Origin of the sequence: Pseudomonas sp. 5P_5.1_Bac1 (assembly GCF_025466015.1) — a bacterium.
In the GTDB taxonomy this organism is placed as follows: Bacteria; Pseudomonadota; Gammaproteobacteria; order Pseudomonadales; family Pseudomonadaceae; genus Aquipseudomonas.
The window spans coordinates 33,634-51,507 of the sequence record NZ_JANLNX010000017.1 but is presented as its reverse complement, the minus strand read 5'-3'; the positions used below and the strand labels follow the sequence as shown (position 1 = coordinate 51,507).

12 protein-coding genes are annotated in these 17,874 nt (G+C 65.7%); 5 read left to right on the top strand and 7 right to left on the bottom strand.

The genetic code is table 11. The features are described 5' to 3' along the window. Nucleotide 1: 1 nt before the first annotated feature. Nucleotides 2–610: a 3-isopropylmalate dehydratase small subunit gene (leuD, locus tag NTD82_RS03145; protein ID WP_262127703.1), complete on the top strand. Its 609-nt coding sequence runs from the start codon at nt 2–4 to the stop codon at nt 608–610. 82 nt (nt 611–692) lie between these two features. Here the strand turns inward: leuD and NTD82_RS03140 are convergent, their stop codons facing one another. Next, nucleotides 693–1,604, bottom strand: coding sequence for a LysR substrate-binding domain-containing protein (locus tag NTD82_RS03140; protein WP_262127702.1), 912 nt, complete (start codon nt 1,602–1,604; stop codon nt 693–695). 123 nt (nt 1,605–1,727) lie between these two features. On the opposite strand from NTD82_RS03140, the gene NTD82_RS03135 reads away from it, so the two are divergent. Then, nucleotides 1,728–3,062: a 2-hydroxycarboxylate transporter family protein gene (locus NTD82_RS03135; protein ID WP_262127701.1), complete on the top strand. Its 1,335-nt coding sequence runs from the start codon at nt 1,728–1,730 to the stop codon at nt 3,060–3,062. A gap of 55 nt (nt 3,063–3,117) precedes the next feature. Here NTD82_RS03135 and NTD82_RS03130 read toward each other — a convergent pair whose 3' ends face one another. Then, complete coding sequence (locus tag NTD82_RS03130; protein WP_175649702.1) at nt 3,118–3,285, bottom strand: hypothetical protein; 168 nt, start codon at nt 3,283–3,285, stop codon at nt 3,118–3,120. 139 nt (nt 3,286–3,424) lie between these two features. Between NTD82_RS03130 and NTD82_RS03125 the strand changes: the two genes are divergently transcribed. The 3 genes from NTD82_RS03125 to glgB are packed head-to-tail and all read left to right on the top strand — an operon-like array spanning nt 3,425 to nt 10,992. Continuing rightward, the gene (locus NTD82_RS03125; protein ID WP_262127700.1) at nt 3,425–5,452 is read left to right on the top strand and encodes an alpha-1,4-glucan--maltose-1-phosphate maltosyltransferase; all 2,028 of its coding nucleotides are present in this window, start codon (nt 3,425–3,427) and stop codon (nt 5,450–5,452) included. A 14-nt stretch (nt 5,453–5,466) separates the two neighbouring features. Further along, nucleotides 5,467–8,778 (top strand): maltose alpha-D-glucosyltransferase, encoded by a 3,312-nt coding sequence (treS, locus tag NTD82_RS03120; RefSeq protein WP_262127699.1) that lies wholly within the window; start codon nt 5,467–5,469, stop codon nt 8,776–8,778. Then, nucleotides 8,779–10,992 carry a 1,4-alpha-glucan branching protein GlgB gene (gene glgB, locus NTD82_RS03115; protein ID WP_095158836.1) on the top strand — a complete coding sequence of 738 codons (2,214 nt, stop codon included), beginning with the start codon at nt 8,779–8,781 and terminating at the stop codon, nt 10,990–10,992. A gap of 38 nt (nt 10,993–11,030) precedes the next feature. Here glgB and NTD82_RS03110 read toward each other — a convergent pair whose 3' ends face one another. The 5 genes from NTD82_RS03110 to NTD82_RS03090 form a co-directional block, all read right to left on the bottom strand. Next, nucleotides 11,031–11,630, bottom strand: coding sequence for a biliverdin-producing heme oxygenase (locus tag NTD82_RS03110; protein ID WP_262127698.1), 600 nt, complete (start codon nt 11,628–11,630; stop codon nt 11,031–11,033). Nucleotides 11,631–11,820: 190 nt separating this feature from the next. Next, on the bottom strand, nt 11,821–13,941 hold the full coding sequence (locus NTD82_RS03105) for an HlyD family efflux transporter periplasmic adaptor subunit (RefSeq protein WP_262127697.1): 2,121 nt from the start codon (nt 13,939–13,941) through the stop codon (nt 11,821–11,823). Beyond that, nucleotides 13,938–15,269 (bottom strand): efflux RND transporter periplasmic adaptor subunit, encoded by a 1,332-nt coding sequence (locus NTD82_RS03100; protein WP_262127696.1) that lies wholly within the window; start codon nt 15,267–15,269, stop codon nt 13,938–13,940. The genes NTD82_RS03105 and NTD82_RS03100 overlap by 4 nt, the downstream gene beginning before the upstream one ends. After that, entirely contained in the window at nt 15,266–16,051 is a 786-nt protein-coding gene (locus tag NTD82_RS03095) for an efflux RND transporter periplasmic adaptor subunit (protein ID WP_262127695.1), read from the bottom strand. The genes NTD82_RS03100 and NTD82_RS03095 overlap by 4 nt, the downstream gene beginning before the upstream one ends. Then, entirely contained in the window at nt 16,032–17,777 is a 1,746-nt protein-coding gene (locus NTD82_RS03090; protein ID WP_262127694.1) for a TolC family protein, read from the bottom strand. The genes NTD82_RS03095 and NTD82_RS03090 overlap by 20 nt, the downstream gene beginning before the upstream one ends. Nucleotides 17,778–17,874 lie beyond the last annotated feature (97 nt).

Below are 17,874 nucleotides of genomic sequence, written 5' to 3'. Positions count from 1 at the left end.
CATGCAACCTTTCGATAGCGTCTGCGGCACCGCCGCGCCGTTGCTCGCCGCCAACGTCGACACCGATGTGATCATGCCCAAGCAGTTCCTCAAGGGCATCGACCGCGCCGGGCTGGACCGTGGCGTGTTCTTCGACCTGCGTTTTCTCCCTGACGGCCAGCCCGACCCGGCATTCGTACTCAATCAGGCGCCGTGGCAGTGGTCGCGGTTCCTGGTGGTGGGGCCGAACTTTGGCTGTGGGTCGAGCCGTGAACATGCGGTGTGGGGGCTCAAGCAGCTCGGGATCCGGGCACTGATCGGCAGCAGTTTTGCCGGGATTTTCTTCGATAACTGCCAGCGCAACGGCGTATTGCTGATCCAGTTGCCGGAAGAGCAGGTGCAGGAGATCGGCGCGATCGTCGGAGGCGCGGGGGACGCGGAGATATGCGTAGACCTGCCGGCCCAGGAAATTCGCCTGCGCAACGGGCAGATCATCGGTTTCGATATCGACCCGTTGCGCAAGGAGTCATTGGTGCTGGGGCTGGACGCAATCGGCAGCACCTTGCAGCGCACGGCGCAGATTCGGGATTTCGAAGCGGCGCATTTGCGGGCCAATCCCTGGCTGGCGTGAGCGGTTCGGTGCTAATCGCGAGCAAGCTCGCTCCTACTGTAGGAGCGAGCTTGCTCGCGATGCTTCTATATCGATCCGACACTCACGGCTGATCCCGCAGATACCGCTCCAGAAACTCCACGCACACCCGCAATTTCGCCGAGTCCGATAGCCGTGTCGGGTACACCGCCCAGACGTTGGCGCTCTGGGTGTAGTCGTGCAGCACCTGCACCAACTTCCCTTGTTCCAGCAGCGGTCGCACGTCCCACAGCGAGCGCAGCAGGATGCCTTTGCCGCCCAGCGCCCATTGCAGGACGATCTCGCCGTTGTTCGACGACAGCGGTCCGCTGACCCGCACCGATTCTTCCCGCCCGCCACTCTCCAGGTGCCAGACGCCGAACGGGTTGTTGCGTTCCTTGAGCACCAGGCAGTCATGGTCGTCGAGGTCTTTGAGGGTCTTCGGCGTGCCGCGGGCGGCGAGGTATTCCGGGGTGGCGCAGAGCACCCGGCGGTTGCTCACCAGCTTGCGGCTGATGTGCTGGCCGGGGATGTCGTCGCCGACGCGGATTTCCAGGTCGAAGCCCTCGGCGACGATGTCCACCACCCGGTCGAACACGTCCAGGCGCACTTCCAGGTCGGGGTAGGCGGAGCTGAGCCCGGCAATCGCCGGGGCCACATGGTTGCGACCGAAACCGAAGCTGCTGCAGATATGCAACATGCCCCGCGGCGCCTTGCGCGCTTCGGTCAGTTCGCCGACGAAATCGTCCAGGTCATCGAGAATACGGATCGCCCAGCGCTGGGTGCGTTCGCCGGCTTCGGTCAGGGCGATGCGGCGAGTGGTGCGGTGCAGCAGGCGGGTGCCGAGGGTTTCTTCGAGGATGCGAATGCGCTTGCTGACATAGGCCGGAGATTGGCCCAACTCGTCGGCGGCGCCGGCGAAGCTGGATTTGCGGATCACCGTGAGGAACACACGGAGGTCTTCGGGTAACGGCGATTCGATACGATGTGTGTTCATGGCTCTTATGGTTTGCACGTTTATTCCACTAAACGCGAAGGATAGCATTCCTTTATCGACGCTCCGAGCCGCGGATTCGGCAGCGTCGCCACTCCTCCTACAACAACAAACAGAGGACCGACCATGAGCCTGGTTTCCGATTCCGCGGTGGCGCCTGCCGACACCGCCACCTCTCCGTTGCGCCGACTGCTGCGTTATGAAATCGGCGTGATCCCGCTGCCGTATTTCCTCGGCATCGCCCTGACTGTATTTCTCTCCGCGCACCTTGGCCTGCTGCCAAAAACCATGATCGGCGGTCTGGCGGTGATCATGACCATGGGCATGTTCTTCGGCCAGATCGGTCAGCGCCTGCCGATCCTCAAGGAAATCGGCGGCGGCGCGATCCTGTGCCTGATGCTGCCGTCGGTGCTGGTGTTCTACGGCTTCTTCGGCAGCACCACCATCGACGCCACCAAGATGTTGATGAAGGACGCCAACTTCCTCTATTTCGTCATCGCCAGCCTGGTGGTGGGCAGCATCCTCGGCATGAACCGCTTCATCCTGGTGCAAGGCATGGTGCGTATGTTCGTGCCGCTGCTGGTGGGCACCCTGGCTGCGGTGGGCGCCGGCCTGTTGGTGGGTTCGCTGTTTGGTTACAGCGTCTATCACACCTTCTTTTTCATCATCGTGCCGATCATTGGCGGCGGGATCGGCGAAGGCATCCTGCCGCTGTCGCTGGCCTATTCGGCGATTCTCGGCGGCAGCCCCGACCAGTACGTGGCGCAACTGGTCCCGGCGGCGGTGGTGGGCAATATTGTCGCGATCATCTGCGCCGGCGTGCTGGCGCGCCTGGCCCTGCGCCGGCCGGAACTGAACGGCGACGGCATGTTGATCCGCGCGAAAGAAGAGAACGACCGCTTCCGCGAGCAGGAGGACAAGAGCCAGGGCATCGACTTCCGCTACATGGGCGCGGGCGTGCTGGTGATTTGCGCGTTCTTCGTCCTCGGCGGCTTGCTGGAGAAGGTGATGCACATTCCCGGGCCGGTGATGATGATTCTGGTGGCGGTGCTGTTCAAATACCTGCAAGTGCTGCCGGCACGGCTGGAGGAGGGCAGCAAGTCGTTCTACAAACTGGTGTCCACGGCGTTCATCTGGCCGGTGATGATCGGCCTCGGCATGCTGTATGTGCCGCTGGACAGCGTGGTCAAGGTGTTCTCGCTGGGTTATGTGGTGGTCTGCGCGTCGGTGGTGATCGCCATGACCCTGGCGGGTTTCCTGATCGGTAACCTGCTGAAGATGTTCCCCATCGAGTCCGCCATCGTCACCTGCTGCCACAGCGGGCTGGGCGGCACCGGGGACGTGGCGATCCTGTCGGCCTCCAGCCGCATGTCACTGATGCCGTTCGCGCAGATTTCCACGCGGATCGGCGGCGCTTCGACGGTGATTCTCGCCACCTTGCTGCTGGGCCTGTTTCACTGAGCCCAAGGCCGCGCCAACGCCCGGGAAAATCCCCGGGCACGGCGCGGCAAGCCGTCTATGCTTGGCCTTTCACCGGAGGCTCTTCATTGGGCGGGTCACCCACGGTAGGCGGAACGGTCGGCTTGACCGGCACGCCTTCCGGCTCCTGCACCGGATCCGGTGGTGGCAGGTTCGGGTCGTCGATATTCGGATCGGGCGTTTCTGCCGGGATAGGGATATTCATTGGCCTTACCTCTAAAGGACGTTGATTGCGGCGTTCAAGGCTTCGACCCCGCGCTCCCGGCATCGCTCACTTTTTATTGAACCCCCGCGCCAGCCATTGCTCTGAACCATTACCGCCAGCCGTAACGGAGCGATGTTCGATGACCCGCAATGAGCCTTTCGAAACCGAGCGAATGGCCGGTGGCGACAGCCCCGCCGACGAACCCCTGAGCCTGTCCCAGGCCCTGTTGCTGCCGCGCGTGGTGATCGAGAACACCAGCCCGGTGCTCGACGCCGGGCTGTTTCCGGTCAAGACCGAAGTGGGCAAGACGGTGACGGTCAACAGTTCGGTGTTCGCCGATGGCCATGACGTGCTCGCGGTCACCCTCAACTGGCGCCAGGCCCGCAGCCGGCGCTGGCACAGCATTCCGATGGTGGCGCTGGGCAACGACCGCTGGCAGGCGGCGTTCAGCGTCAACGAGGTGGGTCGGCACCTGTTCCTGATCGAAGCGTGGATCGATGGCTACGCCACCTATTGCCACGACCTGGAGAAGAAATTCAGCGCCGGCGTCGATATCGCCCTGGAATTGAAGGAAGGCCGCCTGCATCTGGAGCACGGCGCCGAACGCAGCGCCGGCCCGCTGCGCGAGCAACTGCTCACTCTCGCCAAGCGCCTGCGTAAGGGGCTGCCGGCCCAGGCCCAGGTGGAGTTGCTGATGGCGGCCGCCACCCGGGTCTTGATGGCCCAGGCCGAGCCGCGCAGCTACCTCAGCCGCAGCCCGGAATTTCCGCTGGAAGTGGAGCGCGAGCGGGCGGTGTTCGCCAGTTGGTACGAGCTGTTCCCGCGCTCGATCACCGACGACCCGCAGCGCCACGGCACCTTCAATGACGTACACGAACGCCTGCCGATGATCCGCGACATGGGCTTCGACGTGCTGTACTTCCCGCCGATCCATCCCATCGGCAAACAATTTCGCAAGGGCCGCAACAATGCCCTGCAGGCCGCGCCGGATGATCCCGGCAGTCCCTATGCCATCGGCAGCGCCGACGGCGGTCATGACGCCATCCATCCGCAACTGGGCAGCCGCGAGGATTTCCGTCGGCTGGTGGCCGCCGCCGCCGAGCACGGCCTGGAAATCGCCCTCGACTTCGCCATCCAGTGCTCCCAGGACCACCCCTGGCTCAAGGAACATCCCGGCTGGTTCTCCTGGCGCCCGGACGGCAGCATTCGTTATGCGGAAAACCCGCCGAAGAAGTACCAGGACATCGTCAACGTCGATTTCTATGCGCCCGACGCCATCCCCTCGCTGTGGCTGGCGCTGCGCGACGTGGTGCTGGGCTGGGCGGAAGAGGGCGTGAAGCAGTTTCGCGTCGACAACCCGCACACCAAGCCGCTGCCGTTCTGGCAATGGCTGATCGCCGATATTCGCGGCCGTCACCCGGAGGTGATTTTCCTCGCCGAGGCCTTCACCAAGCCGGGGATGATGGCGCGGCTGGGCAAGGTCGGTTTCAGCCAGAGCTACACCTACTTCACCTGGCGCAACACCAAGGCCGAGATCGAGGAATATTTCCAGACCCTCGACCAGCCGCCGTGGTCGCTGTGCTACCGGCCGAACTTCTTCGTCAACACCCCGGACATCAACCCGTTCTTCCTGCACACCAGCGGTCGCGCCGGCTTCCTCATCCGCGCGGCCCTGGCGACCATGGGCTCGGGCGTGTGGGGCATGTACTCGGGCTTCGAACTCTGCGAAGCGGCGCCGATCCCCGGCAAGGAGGAGTACCAGGACTCGGAGAAATACGAGATCCGCCCGCGCGACTTCACCCAGCCCGGCAACATCATTGCCGAGATCGCCCAGCTCAACCGGATCCGCCGTCAGCAGCCGGCGTTGCAGAGCCACCTGGGCGTGCGCTTCTTCAACGCCTGGAACGACAACATCGTCTATTTCGGCAAGCCCGATCCCGATGGCGAGGGCTTCATTCTGGTGGCGGTCAGCCTCGACCCGCACAACGCCCAGGAAGCGCACTTCGAACTGCCGCTGTGGGAACTGGGGCTGGATGACAACGCCACCACCCGCGGCGAAGACCTGATGACCGGCCACCGCTGGAACTGGTACGGCAAAACCCAGTGGATGCGTATCGAGCCCTGGCACCTGCCGTTCGGTATCTGGCGTCTGGACAAAGCGAACTAGAAAGGGAATCGACCATGGCGAGAAAAAACCGTCCCGCGGCCTTCATTGATGATCCCCTCTGGTACAAGGACGCGATCATCTACCAGATTCACATCAAATCCTTCTTCGACTCCAACAACGACGGCATCGGCGATTTTCCCGGCCTGCTGGCCAAGCTCGACTACATCGCCGACCTGGGGGTGAATACCCTCTGGCTGCTGCCGTTCTACCCGTCGCCGCGGCGCGATGACGGCTACGACATCGCGGCCTACAAGGCGGTGCACAGCGACTACGGCACCTTGGCCGACGTGCGCCGCTTCATCGCCGAAGCGCACAAGCGTAACTTGCGGGTGATCACCGAGCTGGTCATCAATCACACCTCCGACCAGCACCCGTGGTTCCAGCGTGCCCGCCACGCCAAGCGCGGCTCCAAGGCGCGGGATTTCTATGTGTGGTCCGACAGCGACCAGAAATACGACGGCACGCGGATCATCTTCCTCGACACGGAAAAGTCCAACTGGACCTGGGACCCGGTCGCCGGCCAGTACTTCTGGCACCGCTTCTACTCGCACCAGCCGGACCTGAACTTCGACAACCCGCAGGTGATGAAGGCGGTGATCGACGTCATGCGCTTCTGGCTCGACCTCGGCGTCGACGGCCTGCGCCTGGATGCCATCCCGTACCTGATCGAGCGCGACGGCACCAACAACGAGAACCTGCCGGAAACCCACCAGGTCCTGAAGCAGATCCGCGCCGAAATCGACGCAAATTACCCTGACCGCATGCTCCTCGCCGAGGCCAACCAGTGGCCGGAAGACACCCAGTTGTATTTCGGCGAAGGCAAGGGCGACGAATGCCACATGGCCTTCCACTTCCCGCTGATGCCGCGCATGTACATGGCGCTGGCCCAGGAAGACCGCTTCCCGATCACCGACATCCTGCGCCAGACTCCGGAAATCCCGGAGAACTGCCAGTGGGCGATCTTCCTGCGCAACCACGATGAACTGACCCTGGAAATGGTCACCGACCGCGAGCGCGACTACCTGTGGAACTACTACGCGGCCGACCGCCGGGCGCGGATCAACCTCGGCATCCGCCGGCGCCTGGCGCCGCTGATGCAGCGCGACCGCCGCCGCGTCGAACTGCTGACCAGCCTGCTGCTGTCGATGCCGGGCACGCCTACCCTGTACTACGGCGATGAGATCGGCATGGGCGACAACATCTACCTCGGCGACCGCGACGGCGTGCGCACGCCGATGCAGTGGTCGCTGGACCGCAACGGCGGTTTCTCCCGCGCCGACCCGGCGCGGCTGGTCTTGCCGCCGATCATGGACCCGCAGTACGGCTACCAGACCATCAACGTCGAGTCGCAGATCGAAGACCCGCACTCGCTGCTGAACTGGAACCGTCGCCTGCTGGCGGTGCGCAAGCAGCAGAAGGCTTTCGGTCGCGGCACCCTGAAAATGCTCGCGCCGAACAACCGCCGCATCCTCGCCTACCTGCGTGAATTCACCGGGCCCGATGGCGTCAGCGAAACCGTGCTGTGCGTGGCCAACGTGTCCCGCGCCGCCCAGGCGGTGGAGCTGGACCTGGCGCCGTGGGTCGACCGGGTGCCGGTGGAAATGCTCGGCGGCTGCGCCTTCCCGCCGATCGGCCACTTGCCGTTCATGCTGACCCTGGCGCCGTACGGGTTCTATTGGTTCCTGCTGGCGCCGAAGGACAACATGCCCAGTTGGCACGTCGAAGCCGCGCAGCCGCTGCCGGAGTTCACCACCCTGGTGCTGAAAAAGCGCATGGAGGAACTGCTCGACGCCCCGGCCCGCGAAACCCTGGAACAGACCATCCTGCCGCAGTACCTGCCCAAGCGGCGCTGGTTCGCCGGCAAGGACGCGGCCATCGAACAGGTGCACATCGCCTACGGCGTGCGGTTCGGCTCGCCCACCAGCCCGGTGCTGCTCAGCGAGATCGAAGTGGACAGCGGTGGCCAGCGGCGCCGCTACTTCCTGCCGTTCGGTCTGGTCGGCGAGGAGCAGATTCACAGCGCCTTGCCGCAGCAACTGGCGCTGGCGCGGGTGCGCCGTGGTCGTCAGGTCGGCTTTATCACCGACGGTTTCAGCCTGGAAACCTTCGTTCGCGGCCTGCTCGACGGTTTCGCCCAGCACACCCGTCTGGCCGGTAGCGACGGCGAGCTGCACTTCGAATCCACCCCGCAACTGGCGGCGCTGGGCCTGGGCGACGACGCCGAGGTGCGCTACCTGTCGGCGGAACAGTCCAACAGCTCGGTGGTGGTCGGCGGCAAGCTGGTGTTCAAACTGATTCGCCGGGTCAACGGCGGTATCCACCCGGAACTGGAAATGGGCGCCTACCTGACCGCCGCCGGCTTCGCCAATATCTCGCCATTGTTGGGCTGGTTGAGCCGCGTCGATGAGGCCGGCGAACCGCACCTGTTGGCGATTGCCCAGGGTTACCTGAGTAACCAAGGCGACGCCTGGGACTGGACCCAGAACAACCTCGAACGCGCCGTGCGCGATGACATGGACGCCCCGCAACTGCGCGGCGACGGCCACGCCGACGCGCTGGAAGACCTCACCGGTTTCGCTGCGTTGCTCGGCCAGCGCCTGGGCGAAATGCACCAGGCCCTGGCGTTGCCCAGCGACGACCCGGCATTCCAGACCCGCGTCAGCAATGGCCAGGACAGCCAGCGTTGGGGCGAGCAGATCGCCGAGCAACTGCGTACCGCGCTGGACCTGCTGGTGCAGCACCGCGACCAGCTCGACGAGGAAAGCCAGGCGCTGGTCGCCGATCTTGAACAGCAGCGCGAAAGCCTGCTGCGCGAAGTCGGGCAACTCGCCGAGCAGGCCGAAGGCGGCCTGGTGATGCGCGTGCACGGTGACCTGCACCTGGGCCAGGTGCTGGTGGTGCAGGGTGATGCCTACCTGATCGACTTCGAAGGCGAGCCGGCCCGGCCGCTGGACGAGCGTCGGGCCCGGCACAGCCCGTACAAGGACGTCAGCGGCGTGCTGCGTTCCTTCGACTATGCTGCTGCGATGGCGCTGCGTGGCGCGGCGGGAGCCGGTGCGCTGCCCGACAATTTGCAGGCGCGACAACGCGTCACTCGCCGCTACCTGCATCAGTCACGCCACGCCTTTATCCAGGCCTACGGCCTGGCCACCGCCAGTCTTCCCCATGCCTGGGCGCGAGACGGCGGCGAGCAGGCGGCGCTGGAACTGTTCAGCCTGGAGAAGGCTGCCTACGAAATTGCCTATGAAGCCGAAAACCGCCCGAGCTGGTTGGCCGTGCCCTTGCATGGTCTGCACGGGCTTGTCAGTACCTGGGGAGAGCAGTAGATGAGCGTGCACAAGCGGGAACATGGCGGGCTGAGCCGTACCGATGTCGATGACCTGGTGAATGCCCGGCACAGCGATCCTTTTTCGGTGCTCGGCGCGCACGGCGATGGTGCGGGAGGCACCTGGTTACGCGCCTATTTGCCGGATGCCTTGAGCGTGCATGCGCTGGGCCGTGGCGATGGCGCGGAACTCGCCGAGCTGGAGCAGGGAAGCGTGCCAGGACTGTTCATCGCACACTTCACCCAGCCGCCCGGCGATTACCTCTGGCGCATCAACTGGGCCGGGGGCGAGCAGGTCACCGAAGACCCTTACAACTTTGGCCCGCAACTGGGCGACATGGACCTCTACCTGTTCAGCGAGGGCAACCACCGCGACCTCGCCAACCGCCTCGGCGCGCAGCCGATCGAGGTCGATGGCGTGCACGGCGTGCGCTTCTCGGTGTGGGCGCCGAACGCCCGCCGCGTCTCGGTGGTGGGCGCCTTCAACAACTGGGACGGTCGGCGCCATCCGATGCGCCTGCGCCATGCCAGCGGGGTCTGGGAGCTGTTCATTCCGCGCCTGGGCGCTGGCGAAACCTACAAATACGAAGTGCTCGGCCAGGACGGTGTGCTGCCGCTCAAGGCTGACCCGCTGGCGCGGGCCACCGAACTGCCGCCGAGCACCGCCTCGAAAGTGGCCGGGCCGCTGCGGCACGAATGGCGCGACCAACAATGGCTGCAAGCGCGAGAAGCGCGCCAGCGCAGCAACGCGCCGTTGTCGATCTACGAACTGCATGCCGGCTCCTGGCAGTGCGAGCTGGATGAGGCCGGCGAAGTCACCCGCTTCTACAACTGGCGCGAATTGGCCGAGCGTCTGGTGCCCTACATCCAGGAACTGGGCTTCACCCATATCGAACTGATGCCGATCATGGAGCACCCGTTCGGCGGCTCGTGGGGCTATCAACCGCTGTCGATGTTCGCGCCCACGGCGCGTTACGGCACGGCGGAGGATTTCGCCGCGTTCATCGATGCCTGCCACCAGGCCAGCATTGGCGTGATCCTCGACTGGGTGCCGGCGCATTTCCCTACCGACAGCCATGGCCTGAGCCGCTTCGACGGCACCGCGCTGTACGAATACGAAAACCCGCTGGAAGGCTTCCACCAGGACTGGGACACCCTGATCTACAACCTCGGCCGCACCGAAGTGCACGGCTTCATGCTGGCCTCGGCGCTGCACTGGCTGCGGGAATTCCACATCGACGGGCTGCGGGTCGATGCCGTGGCCTCGATGCTGTACCGCGACTACTCGCGCAAGGCCGGCGAATGGGTGCCGAACCGCCACGGCGGGCGCGAGAACCTCGAAGCCATCGACTTCCTCCGTCACCTCAACGAGGTGGTCGCGGTCGAAGTGCCGGGCGCGCTGGTCATCGCCGAGGAATCCACCGCCTGGCCCGGCGTCAGCCAGCCGGTGCAACAGGGCGGGCTGGGCTTCTCCTACAAATGGAACATGGGCTGGATGCACGACACGCTGCACTACATCCAGAACGACCCGATCCATCGCCAGCACCACCACAACGAAATGAGCTTCGGCCTGATCTATGCCTATTCCGAGCATTTCATCCTGCCGATCTCCCACGACGAAGTGGTGCACGGCAAACACTCGCTGATCGACAAGATGCCCGGCGACCGCTGGCAGAAATTCGCCAACCTGCGCGCCTACCTGGCGTTCATGTGGTGCCATCCGGGCAAGAAACTGCTGTTCATGGGCTGCGAGTTCGGCCAGTGGCGCGAGTGGAACCACGACAGCGAACTGGACTGGTATCTGTTGCAGTACAGCGAGCACCTTGGGGTGCAGCGCCTGGTCGGCGACCTCAATCGCCTCTACCGCGAAGAGCCGGCACTGCACCAGCAGGACTGCGTGCCGCAGGGTTTCCAGTGGCTGATTGGCGATGATGCGCACAACAGCGTCTATGCCTGGCTGCGCTGGAGCGCCAGCGGCGAACCGCTGCTGGTGGTTGCCAACTTCACCCCGATCCCCCGCGAGGGCTACCGCATCGGTGTGCCGTTTGGTGAGCGCTGGGACGAAGTGTTCAATAGTGATTCGCAGCGTTATGCCGGCACCAACTACGGCAACGAAGGCGCGGTGGTGGGGCAGGCGTTGCCGAGTCATGGGCAGCCGATTTCGCTGGCGTTGAATTTGCCGCCGTTGGCGGTGCTGATTTTGCGGCCGGCTTGACCGCGTTGCGGGACCGCTCTTGCGGTCCCGCTTTCTTTCTAGGCAGGGTTTTGGCCAAACACCGCCCGCAAATGCCCGCGATAGGCATCGAACGCATTGATCGCACCCTTCACCGCATGAGCCTCTTCCTCACTACTCAGCTCCAGCGCATCCACCAGCGCCACGAACTGCCGCCAGTGCGGCGCGCGGCCGTCCGGGTGGGCGGCCAGGTGGCGGGCGCCTTGCTCGCCGCCCAGGCCCAGGCGCTGGGTTTCCTTGAACAGAAATGCCGCACCCAGGTTTGAGCCTTCACTGCAATACAGCCAGCCCAGGGCTTCAGCCGGGTGCGCCAGTTCCACCAACGCCGGCGCGGCGGGCGTTTTCAGACCGAGGTCACGCAGGTCCGACTCCACTGCCACGAACCGCGACAGCAGTTCCAGGCCGGGCAATTGCGCGTTCAGATCGCTGTCGCGGTACAGCCCCAGCAGGCTGCCGTGGAAACGGTGTTGCAGGTGCAGAAACAGCGCGTAACGCTCGCGGCTGGCGAACGGTTGCGCAGCCATGACCAGTGCGTCAACGCTGTCGTGGTCGCTGCTGCTGGCGGCTTTCAAGCGCTTGCAACGGCTGGGGGATGGGGCGGAAACGGCGGGAGCATTCATCGGGCATTCCATCGAAGGTGACTGTGCCGGGAATGATGCGCAGCGGGGTGGGAGGGGGACAATCGTGGCTCTATTAAGATCGCTTAAGGTCGCTGCATCGCGAGCAAGCTCGCTCCTACAGTGGATTGAGCCGCTCCCCTGTAGGAGCGAGCTTGCTCGCGATTCGCACATGACACCCCAAACTGAAAAATCAGAACGCCGACTCCCGAATCACCACCGCCACCAGATTATTCACCCCCCGCCACAACAAACTCTGCCGCTCTCCCTCCAACACCACCGTGCCCCGCAGAACCATGGCGTTCTCCGGTGCATCACCGCTCACCCGCAACGTCGCCCGGTACAGCGCTTGCTCGGGCTTGGGCGGTTCGTTGCCGTCGAGGCTGGCGGCGATGCTGCCCTGGTAGGGTGAGGCGAGTTCCGGCGCCGAGCCGAGGCGGCGGCTGGCGGTCTGCGCCAGGTGTTCGAGTTGCACCGGCCGCGCGGCACGGCTGAAGGTCTCGGGGTAGAACCAGCCGCGGCTGTCCGCAGGCAGGCGGTGCAGGTCATGTTCTTCGACAAACGCTTCGACCTGCTGACCATCGTCACCCACCAGCGTGCCCAGCCATTGCCCAGCTGGCAGCCATTCGCCGACCGCCAGCGGCTCGGCCACTTCGCGAACCTCGCCGGCAAACGCCGCACGCACGGTGAGCTCCTGCCATTGCTGACGCAGCACCTGCTGGCGCTGTTGCGCGGCAGTCAGTTCCTGGCGTACCACTCCCAGCCCGGCGGCGCTTTCGCGGTCGAGCAACTGGAAGCTGGTCTGCCATTGCAGGATCAGGATGCGCCGTTCGACGCTGTCCAGTTCATGCCGCAGGTCCGGGGCATCGAGCATGAACAGCGGCTGCCCGGCCTGAACCCGGTCGCCGGGTTGTACCAGCACCTGCGCCAGTCGCCCGGCCACGGGCGTGTACAGACTGCTCTGTTGCGCGGCCTTGAGCAGCGCCGGCGCTTCGACGCTGCTGCGCCACGGCAGGCACAGCAGCACCAGCGCCAGCAGGCAGGCGGACAGGCTGATCACACTGTTGCGGTTCATGCGGTAGTCCTTGCGGCGGGCGTACCACTGGCGGGCTTCGTTGACCAATGGCAGCAGGATGAAATAGCCGATCTCCACGGCGAACAGCAGCAGGCCGAGCAGCTTGAAGGCGAAGTGATAGACCAGCAGAGCGATGCCCAGGAACAGGAAGAACCGGTAGATCCAGGTGCCGATGGAGTAACCGATCAGCACCCGCCGCATGCCCGCGGGAAAAAACTCCGGCGGTGCATCGCCGAAACCGAACAGCACTTCGCGCAGGCGCCAGCGGGTCAGGGCGAAGGCGCGCTGTTGCAGGTTGGGCACGCCGAGCAGGTCGGACAACAGGAAGTAGCCGTCGAAGCGCATGAACGGGCTGAGGTTGACCGCCAGGGTGAGGATCCAGGTGGTGCTGGCCAGGGTGAACACGGCGCTGCGCAGCATGCCGTCCTGCAGGAAACTCCAGAGCAGCGTGGCCCAGCAGGCCAGGGCCAGTTCCGCGGCCATGCCGGCGGCGCCGATGGCCAGTCGCTGGCGACGCCGGGCCAGACGCCAGGCGCCGGAAGTGTCGGTGTAGAGCACCGGCCACATCACCAGCAGCGCCACGCCCATGGTTGCCACCCGCGCGCCGTGGCGCTTGCAGGTGTAGGCGTGGCCCAACTCGTGGAGCACCTTGGCGAGGATCAAGGTCAACCCGGCCAGTGCCGCGCCCTGGAACGTGAAGAAGTGCAGGAAGGTGTGGGTGAAGGTGTCCCACTGGCGGAGCACCAGGGCCAGGCCGAGCAGGCCGGCGGCGAGGGTGAGCAACAGGAACGTGCGACTGAAGAACGGCGCGACCCAGGGCAGGGTGCGTTGCAGAAAGGCATCCGGGCGCAGCAACGGCACGCGCACGAACAGGTAGTTTTTCAGCAGCCAGCGTGCCCAGCCGGTCTTGCGGTTGTGCAGGGCCTCCAGCAGGCGTCCGCGGTCGTCGTCGTCGCGGCATTGCAGCAGGTGGTTGTGGCGCAGGAAGGCGCGCAGGCGTTCGACGTCCTGGGCGTCCAGTTCCAGGGTGGTGCTGGCGCTGACCTGCTCGGCGATGCGTTGCGCGCAGCCGAGGCTCCAGCGCTTGAGAATCTCCAGTTCGGCCCAGCCAAGGCGGAAGAACTGTCCGCTGGCCGGGTCTTCCAGGGTCCAGCCGGGCGCGCCGCTGGCATCGCGGGGGCCCGGATGCAGGCGCAATTCTTCGCGCAGTTCGCCGAGGCTGGCGCTGGCGGCGGTCACAGGGCGAACCAGATGCGCAGGGTCGCCAGCGGCCGGCGCAACAGGTAAGTGAACAGCGTGGTGCGTTCGCCATAGACCTTGGCCGTGCCTTTGAGGCCGATGCGGATTCGCGGATCGGCCTCGTTGAACGCCGCCTTCAGCCGGTAGGCCATGCCGCCCTCGGCGGTGGCCGTGGCGCGGTAGCCCAGGCGCTTGAGGCTGCCTTGCAATGGCGCCGCCGGGTCGGTGTTGAGGAACAGCAGCACCTCGGCGCCGCTTTGCAATTCGATGGCGTCATTGACCGGCAACTGGATCTCCAGTTGGGTGTGCGCCGGGTCCGCCACCTGCAGGATCTGTTCGCCGAGGGACACCGGACGACCCTGCCATTGCGCCGGGTCGTCGAACAGCGCGACGCCGTCGTGCGGGGCGAGGATCCGCGTGCGTTCAAGGCTTTGTTCGAGAAAGCGCACCTCGGCCATGGCCTGTTCGCGGCGGCCTTGCAGCACCGCCAGCCCGGCCTTGCTGCGGGCGTCGCTGAGGGCCTGTTGCTGGGCCTGGCGGAACTCGCCTTCGGCGATTGCCATGGCCTGGCGCGAAGCTTCCAGGCGACTTTGCAGTTCACGGGCATCGAGCTGGATCAACGGCTGGCCGGCTTTCACGCTCTGGTTCGGTTCCACCAGCAGGCGTTCCACCACGCCTTGCAACGGCGCGCGCAGCACGCTGGGTTGCAGGGCGACGATTTCCGCCGGGGCGAGGGCGGCCTGGCGGATCGGCAGGAGCAGAATCAGCAGCAGCGCGCCGGCCCCGCCGAGCCACCAACGACGATCACGGCGCAAGCGCTGCAACGGACGCGGACGCGCCGGTTGCAGGCTGGCCCAGGCGTGGCCGAACGCATCCTGCATCAGCGGCAGCAGCGTGGCGTCGTTGCCGTCCAGCGGCTGGTCGCGGGCCAGCAGCAGGGCGCCGAGCACGTGTCCATGACGGTCCGCCAGCGGCAGCCAGACCAGCCACGACGGCAGGTATTCGGCCCATTGCGCCTGATCGGCGCTGCCCAGTTGGCTGGCATTGAACTGCGCCAGTGTCGGCCCCGGGTGTTGCTGTTGCCAGGTGCGGCAATGGCTGGCGAGCCAGTGATTGAACGGCGCGTCGGCTTCCACCGTGGCCAGCCCGGACAGGCTCAGCAGGCGCTGCTCGCGGGCGTCCCAGAGCATGGCCTGGCGATAGGGCAGCAGGCGCCGGCTGTCGTTGACCATGACGAAGCCCAGCGCCGCCATGTCTTCGGCGGCGCGGACCTGACGTTCGAGCTGGACCAGGCCGGCCAGCGCCGGCGTCGGCAGTGCGGCGCTCATGTTCGCGGCGCCGTTGGCGGGTCGATGCGCGCGGTGCCGCTCATGCCGGGGAGCAATTGCCCGGGTTGCGCGTCGAGGCGGCCGAAGACCTTGAGGGTCTGGCTCAGCGGGTCGATCACCGAGCCCAGGCGTTCGACCCTGGCCTCGTAGTCGCCGCCGGTTTCTTCCAGGTGCACGTTGAAGCGGTAGCCCGGCTTGAGCCAGGCCATCCAGCGCGACGGCACGATCAATTCCACCTCGAAGGCGCTGTCGTCATACAGCGCCAGCAGCTCCTTGCCTTCGGCGACGTATTCCCCCGGCTGCACCTTGCGTTCGGCGACCCGCCCGGAGAACGGCGCGGCGATGCTGCAATGCTGCACCATCACCTGGTTCACGCCGTTCTGCGCCCGCGCCATGTTCAGTTCGGCCTGGGCCTGGCTGAGGTCGGAGACGCTGATGGACTGCAACTGATCGAGCTTCTTCGCCACCCCGAGCTTTTTGTTCGCCGCTTCCTGGGCGGCGCCGGAGTGACCCAGGCGCGCGCGGTGAATGGCGCAGTCGAAGGCGACCAGACGGTCGCCCTTGCGGAAGCTGTCGCCTTCCTTGACCTTCAGCTCGGTGATCTTGCCCGCCAGTTCGCTGGAAATCACCGTGCGCTGGCTGGCGCTGAGCTGGACCCGCAGGTCCGGCGAGTTCATTGCGCTGGCCGCTGGCGCCTGCAACGGCGCGGGCTCCTCGGCCAGGACCGTGGCGCTGCTGAGCAGCAGCGCCAGCAGCCAGGTTTCAGCGGCGGGCCGGCGCATGGCTGACCTCGACCACTTCGGTGCCCTGCAACGAACCGACGCTGCTCCACAGGTCCAGTTTCACTGGCTGCAGCCGTTGCGGGGTGACGTAGTCGGTGCTGCTCACGGCGTAGCGCAGCATCAGCGGTGCCTGGATCGTGCCTTGGGCCAGGGCCGCGCTTTTCTGGCCGATGGCGCGGGCCAGTTCGGCGACGCTGTCGCCGGCCAGGCGCTCCGGCAGCGGGTCGAGGCCGGCGGCCTGGTAGATGGCGCCGTAGGCGGTTTGCAACTGGGCGAAGCTGCGGTCGCGGCTGCGCAGGGCGAGGACCGTCTCGGTACTGGTGCGCACCTGTTCCAGCACGGTCTGGGCGTCGCTGCGCACGGCGTTTTCGGTCTGCAGCAGGATGCCGTTCTGGATCCGTTGCAGCTCGTTGGAGCGCTCGAACAACTGGGTGGCCTGATGGTATTGCTGCCAGGCCACGTTGACCTGGGTCAGCACCGCCATGCGCATGGCCTGGCGGCGCATTTCGCCCAGCGCTTCGCGTGCTTCGCCGGTGCGGCTGATGGCTGGGTAGGCGAGCACGTTGAACAGGTTCCAGCTCACTTGCACGCCAGCGTCGGCCCAGTGGTTGTTGGTGGTGTAGCTGTTGCTGTCGTAGTTGCCGCCGACGAACAGCGAGGCCCCCGGCAGCAGGCGCAGCAGCGCGGCGCGGGTTTCCAGCACGGCGTTGCGCGCCTGGTAGCTTTCCTCGCGGACTTCCGGGCGGCGGACCATGGCCATGGCTTCCAGGTCGTCGAGGCGGTAGGCCAGGTTCGGTGCCTGGAGCTGTTGATCGCTGGGCACCACGACGTCGAAGCGAGTCGCCGGCGGCAGGTTCATCAAGCCGGCCAGGCGCGCCTTGGCGGTGGCCAGTTCGCCGTCGACGGTTTCCAGTTGGCGCACCATTTCCAGCAGGCCTTTCTGGTAACGCAGGGCGTCCACCGGCGCGAGCAGGCGCTGGCGTTCGGTCTGCCGGGCCTGTTCCAGCGCCTGGCGGGCGTCGGTCAGGGCGCGCTGCACTTGCGGTTGCAGGCGCTGGGCGGTGGCGGCTTCCCAGTAGGCGCTGCGCACCTGCTGGATGATGTCGGCGATCACCCGGCGCCGGCGTTCCTCGGCGGCCAGCACCTTGTTGGCCTGGGCCTTGGCGCCGAAGTAGCCGATGCCGAAGTCCAGCACGTTCCACGACATCTGCAAGTCGGCGCTGCGCACCGAGCGGTCCTGGCTGGTGGACGGTTCCAGCGACTGGTTGCCGGTGCGGATCGATTCGCTGGAGGAGGCCAGGGTGTTGTCGCGGCCACGCCAGCCGGCGCGGGCGGCCAGCTTGGGCAGCATGTCGTAGCTGCTCTGGTCCAGCAGGTTGTCTTCCAGGGCGCGTTCCATCAGGCCCAGCCGCTGTTGCAGGTTGTACTTGACCGCGCGGGCCATGGCCTGGTCGAGGTCGATGGCCTGGGTCACCGGTTCCTGGTTGTCGAACATCTGGCTGCGGTCGGCGCTGGCCTGGGCCAGTTGCTGGTCGAGGGTCAGTGGTTCGGGGGTGATGGCGCATGCGCTCAGGCCCATGGCCATGAAGCCGACGGCGAGGTTCAGCGGCAGCCGTTTCGGCGAGCCGGGCAGTTGCTTCTTGATCACGTTATTTCCCTTGAACGAATGGTAAGCGGCGAACCAGCGGCGGGCGGTCGGCTTGGCGCTGGCGAGGATAGGAATCATTCCCAACATTGGGCAATTGCGGGTTTATTAAGATTGCTTAAGGTGGGGGAGCCGGTGGGGCCTTATCGCTGGCTTGCCAGCGATGAGGCCCCAAAGC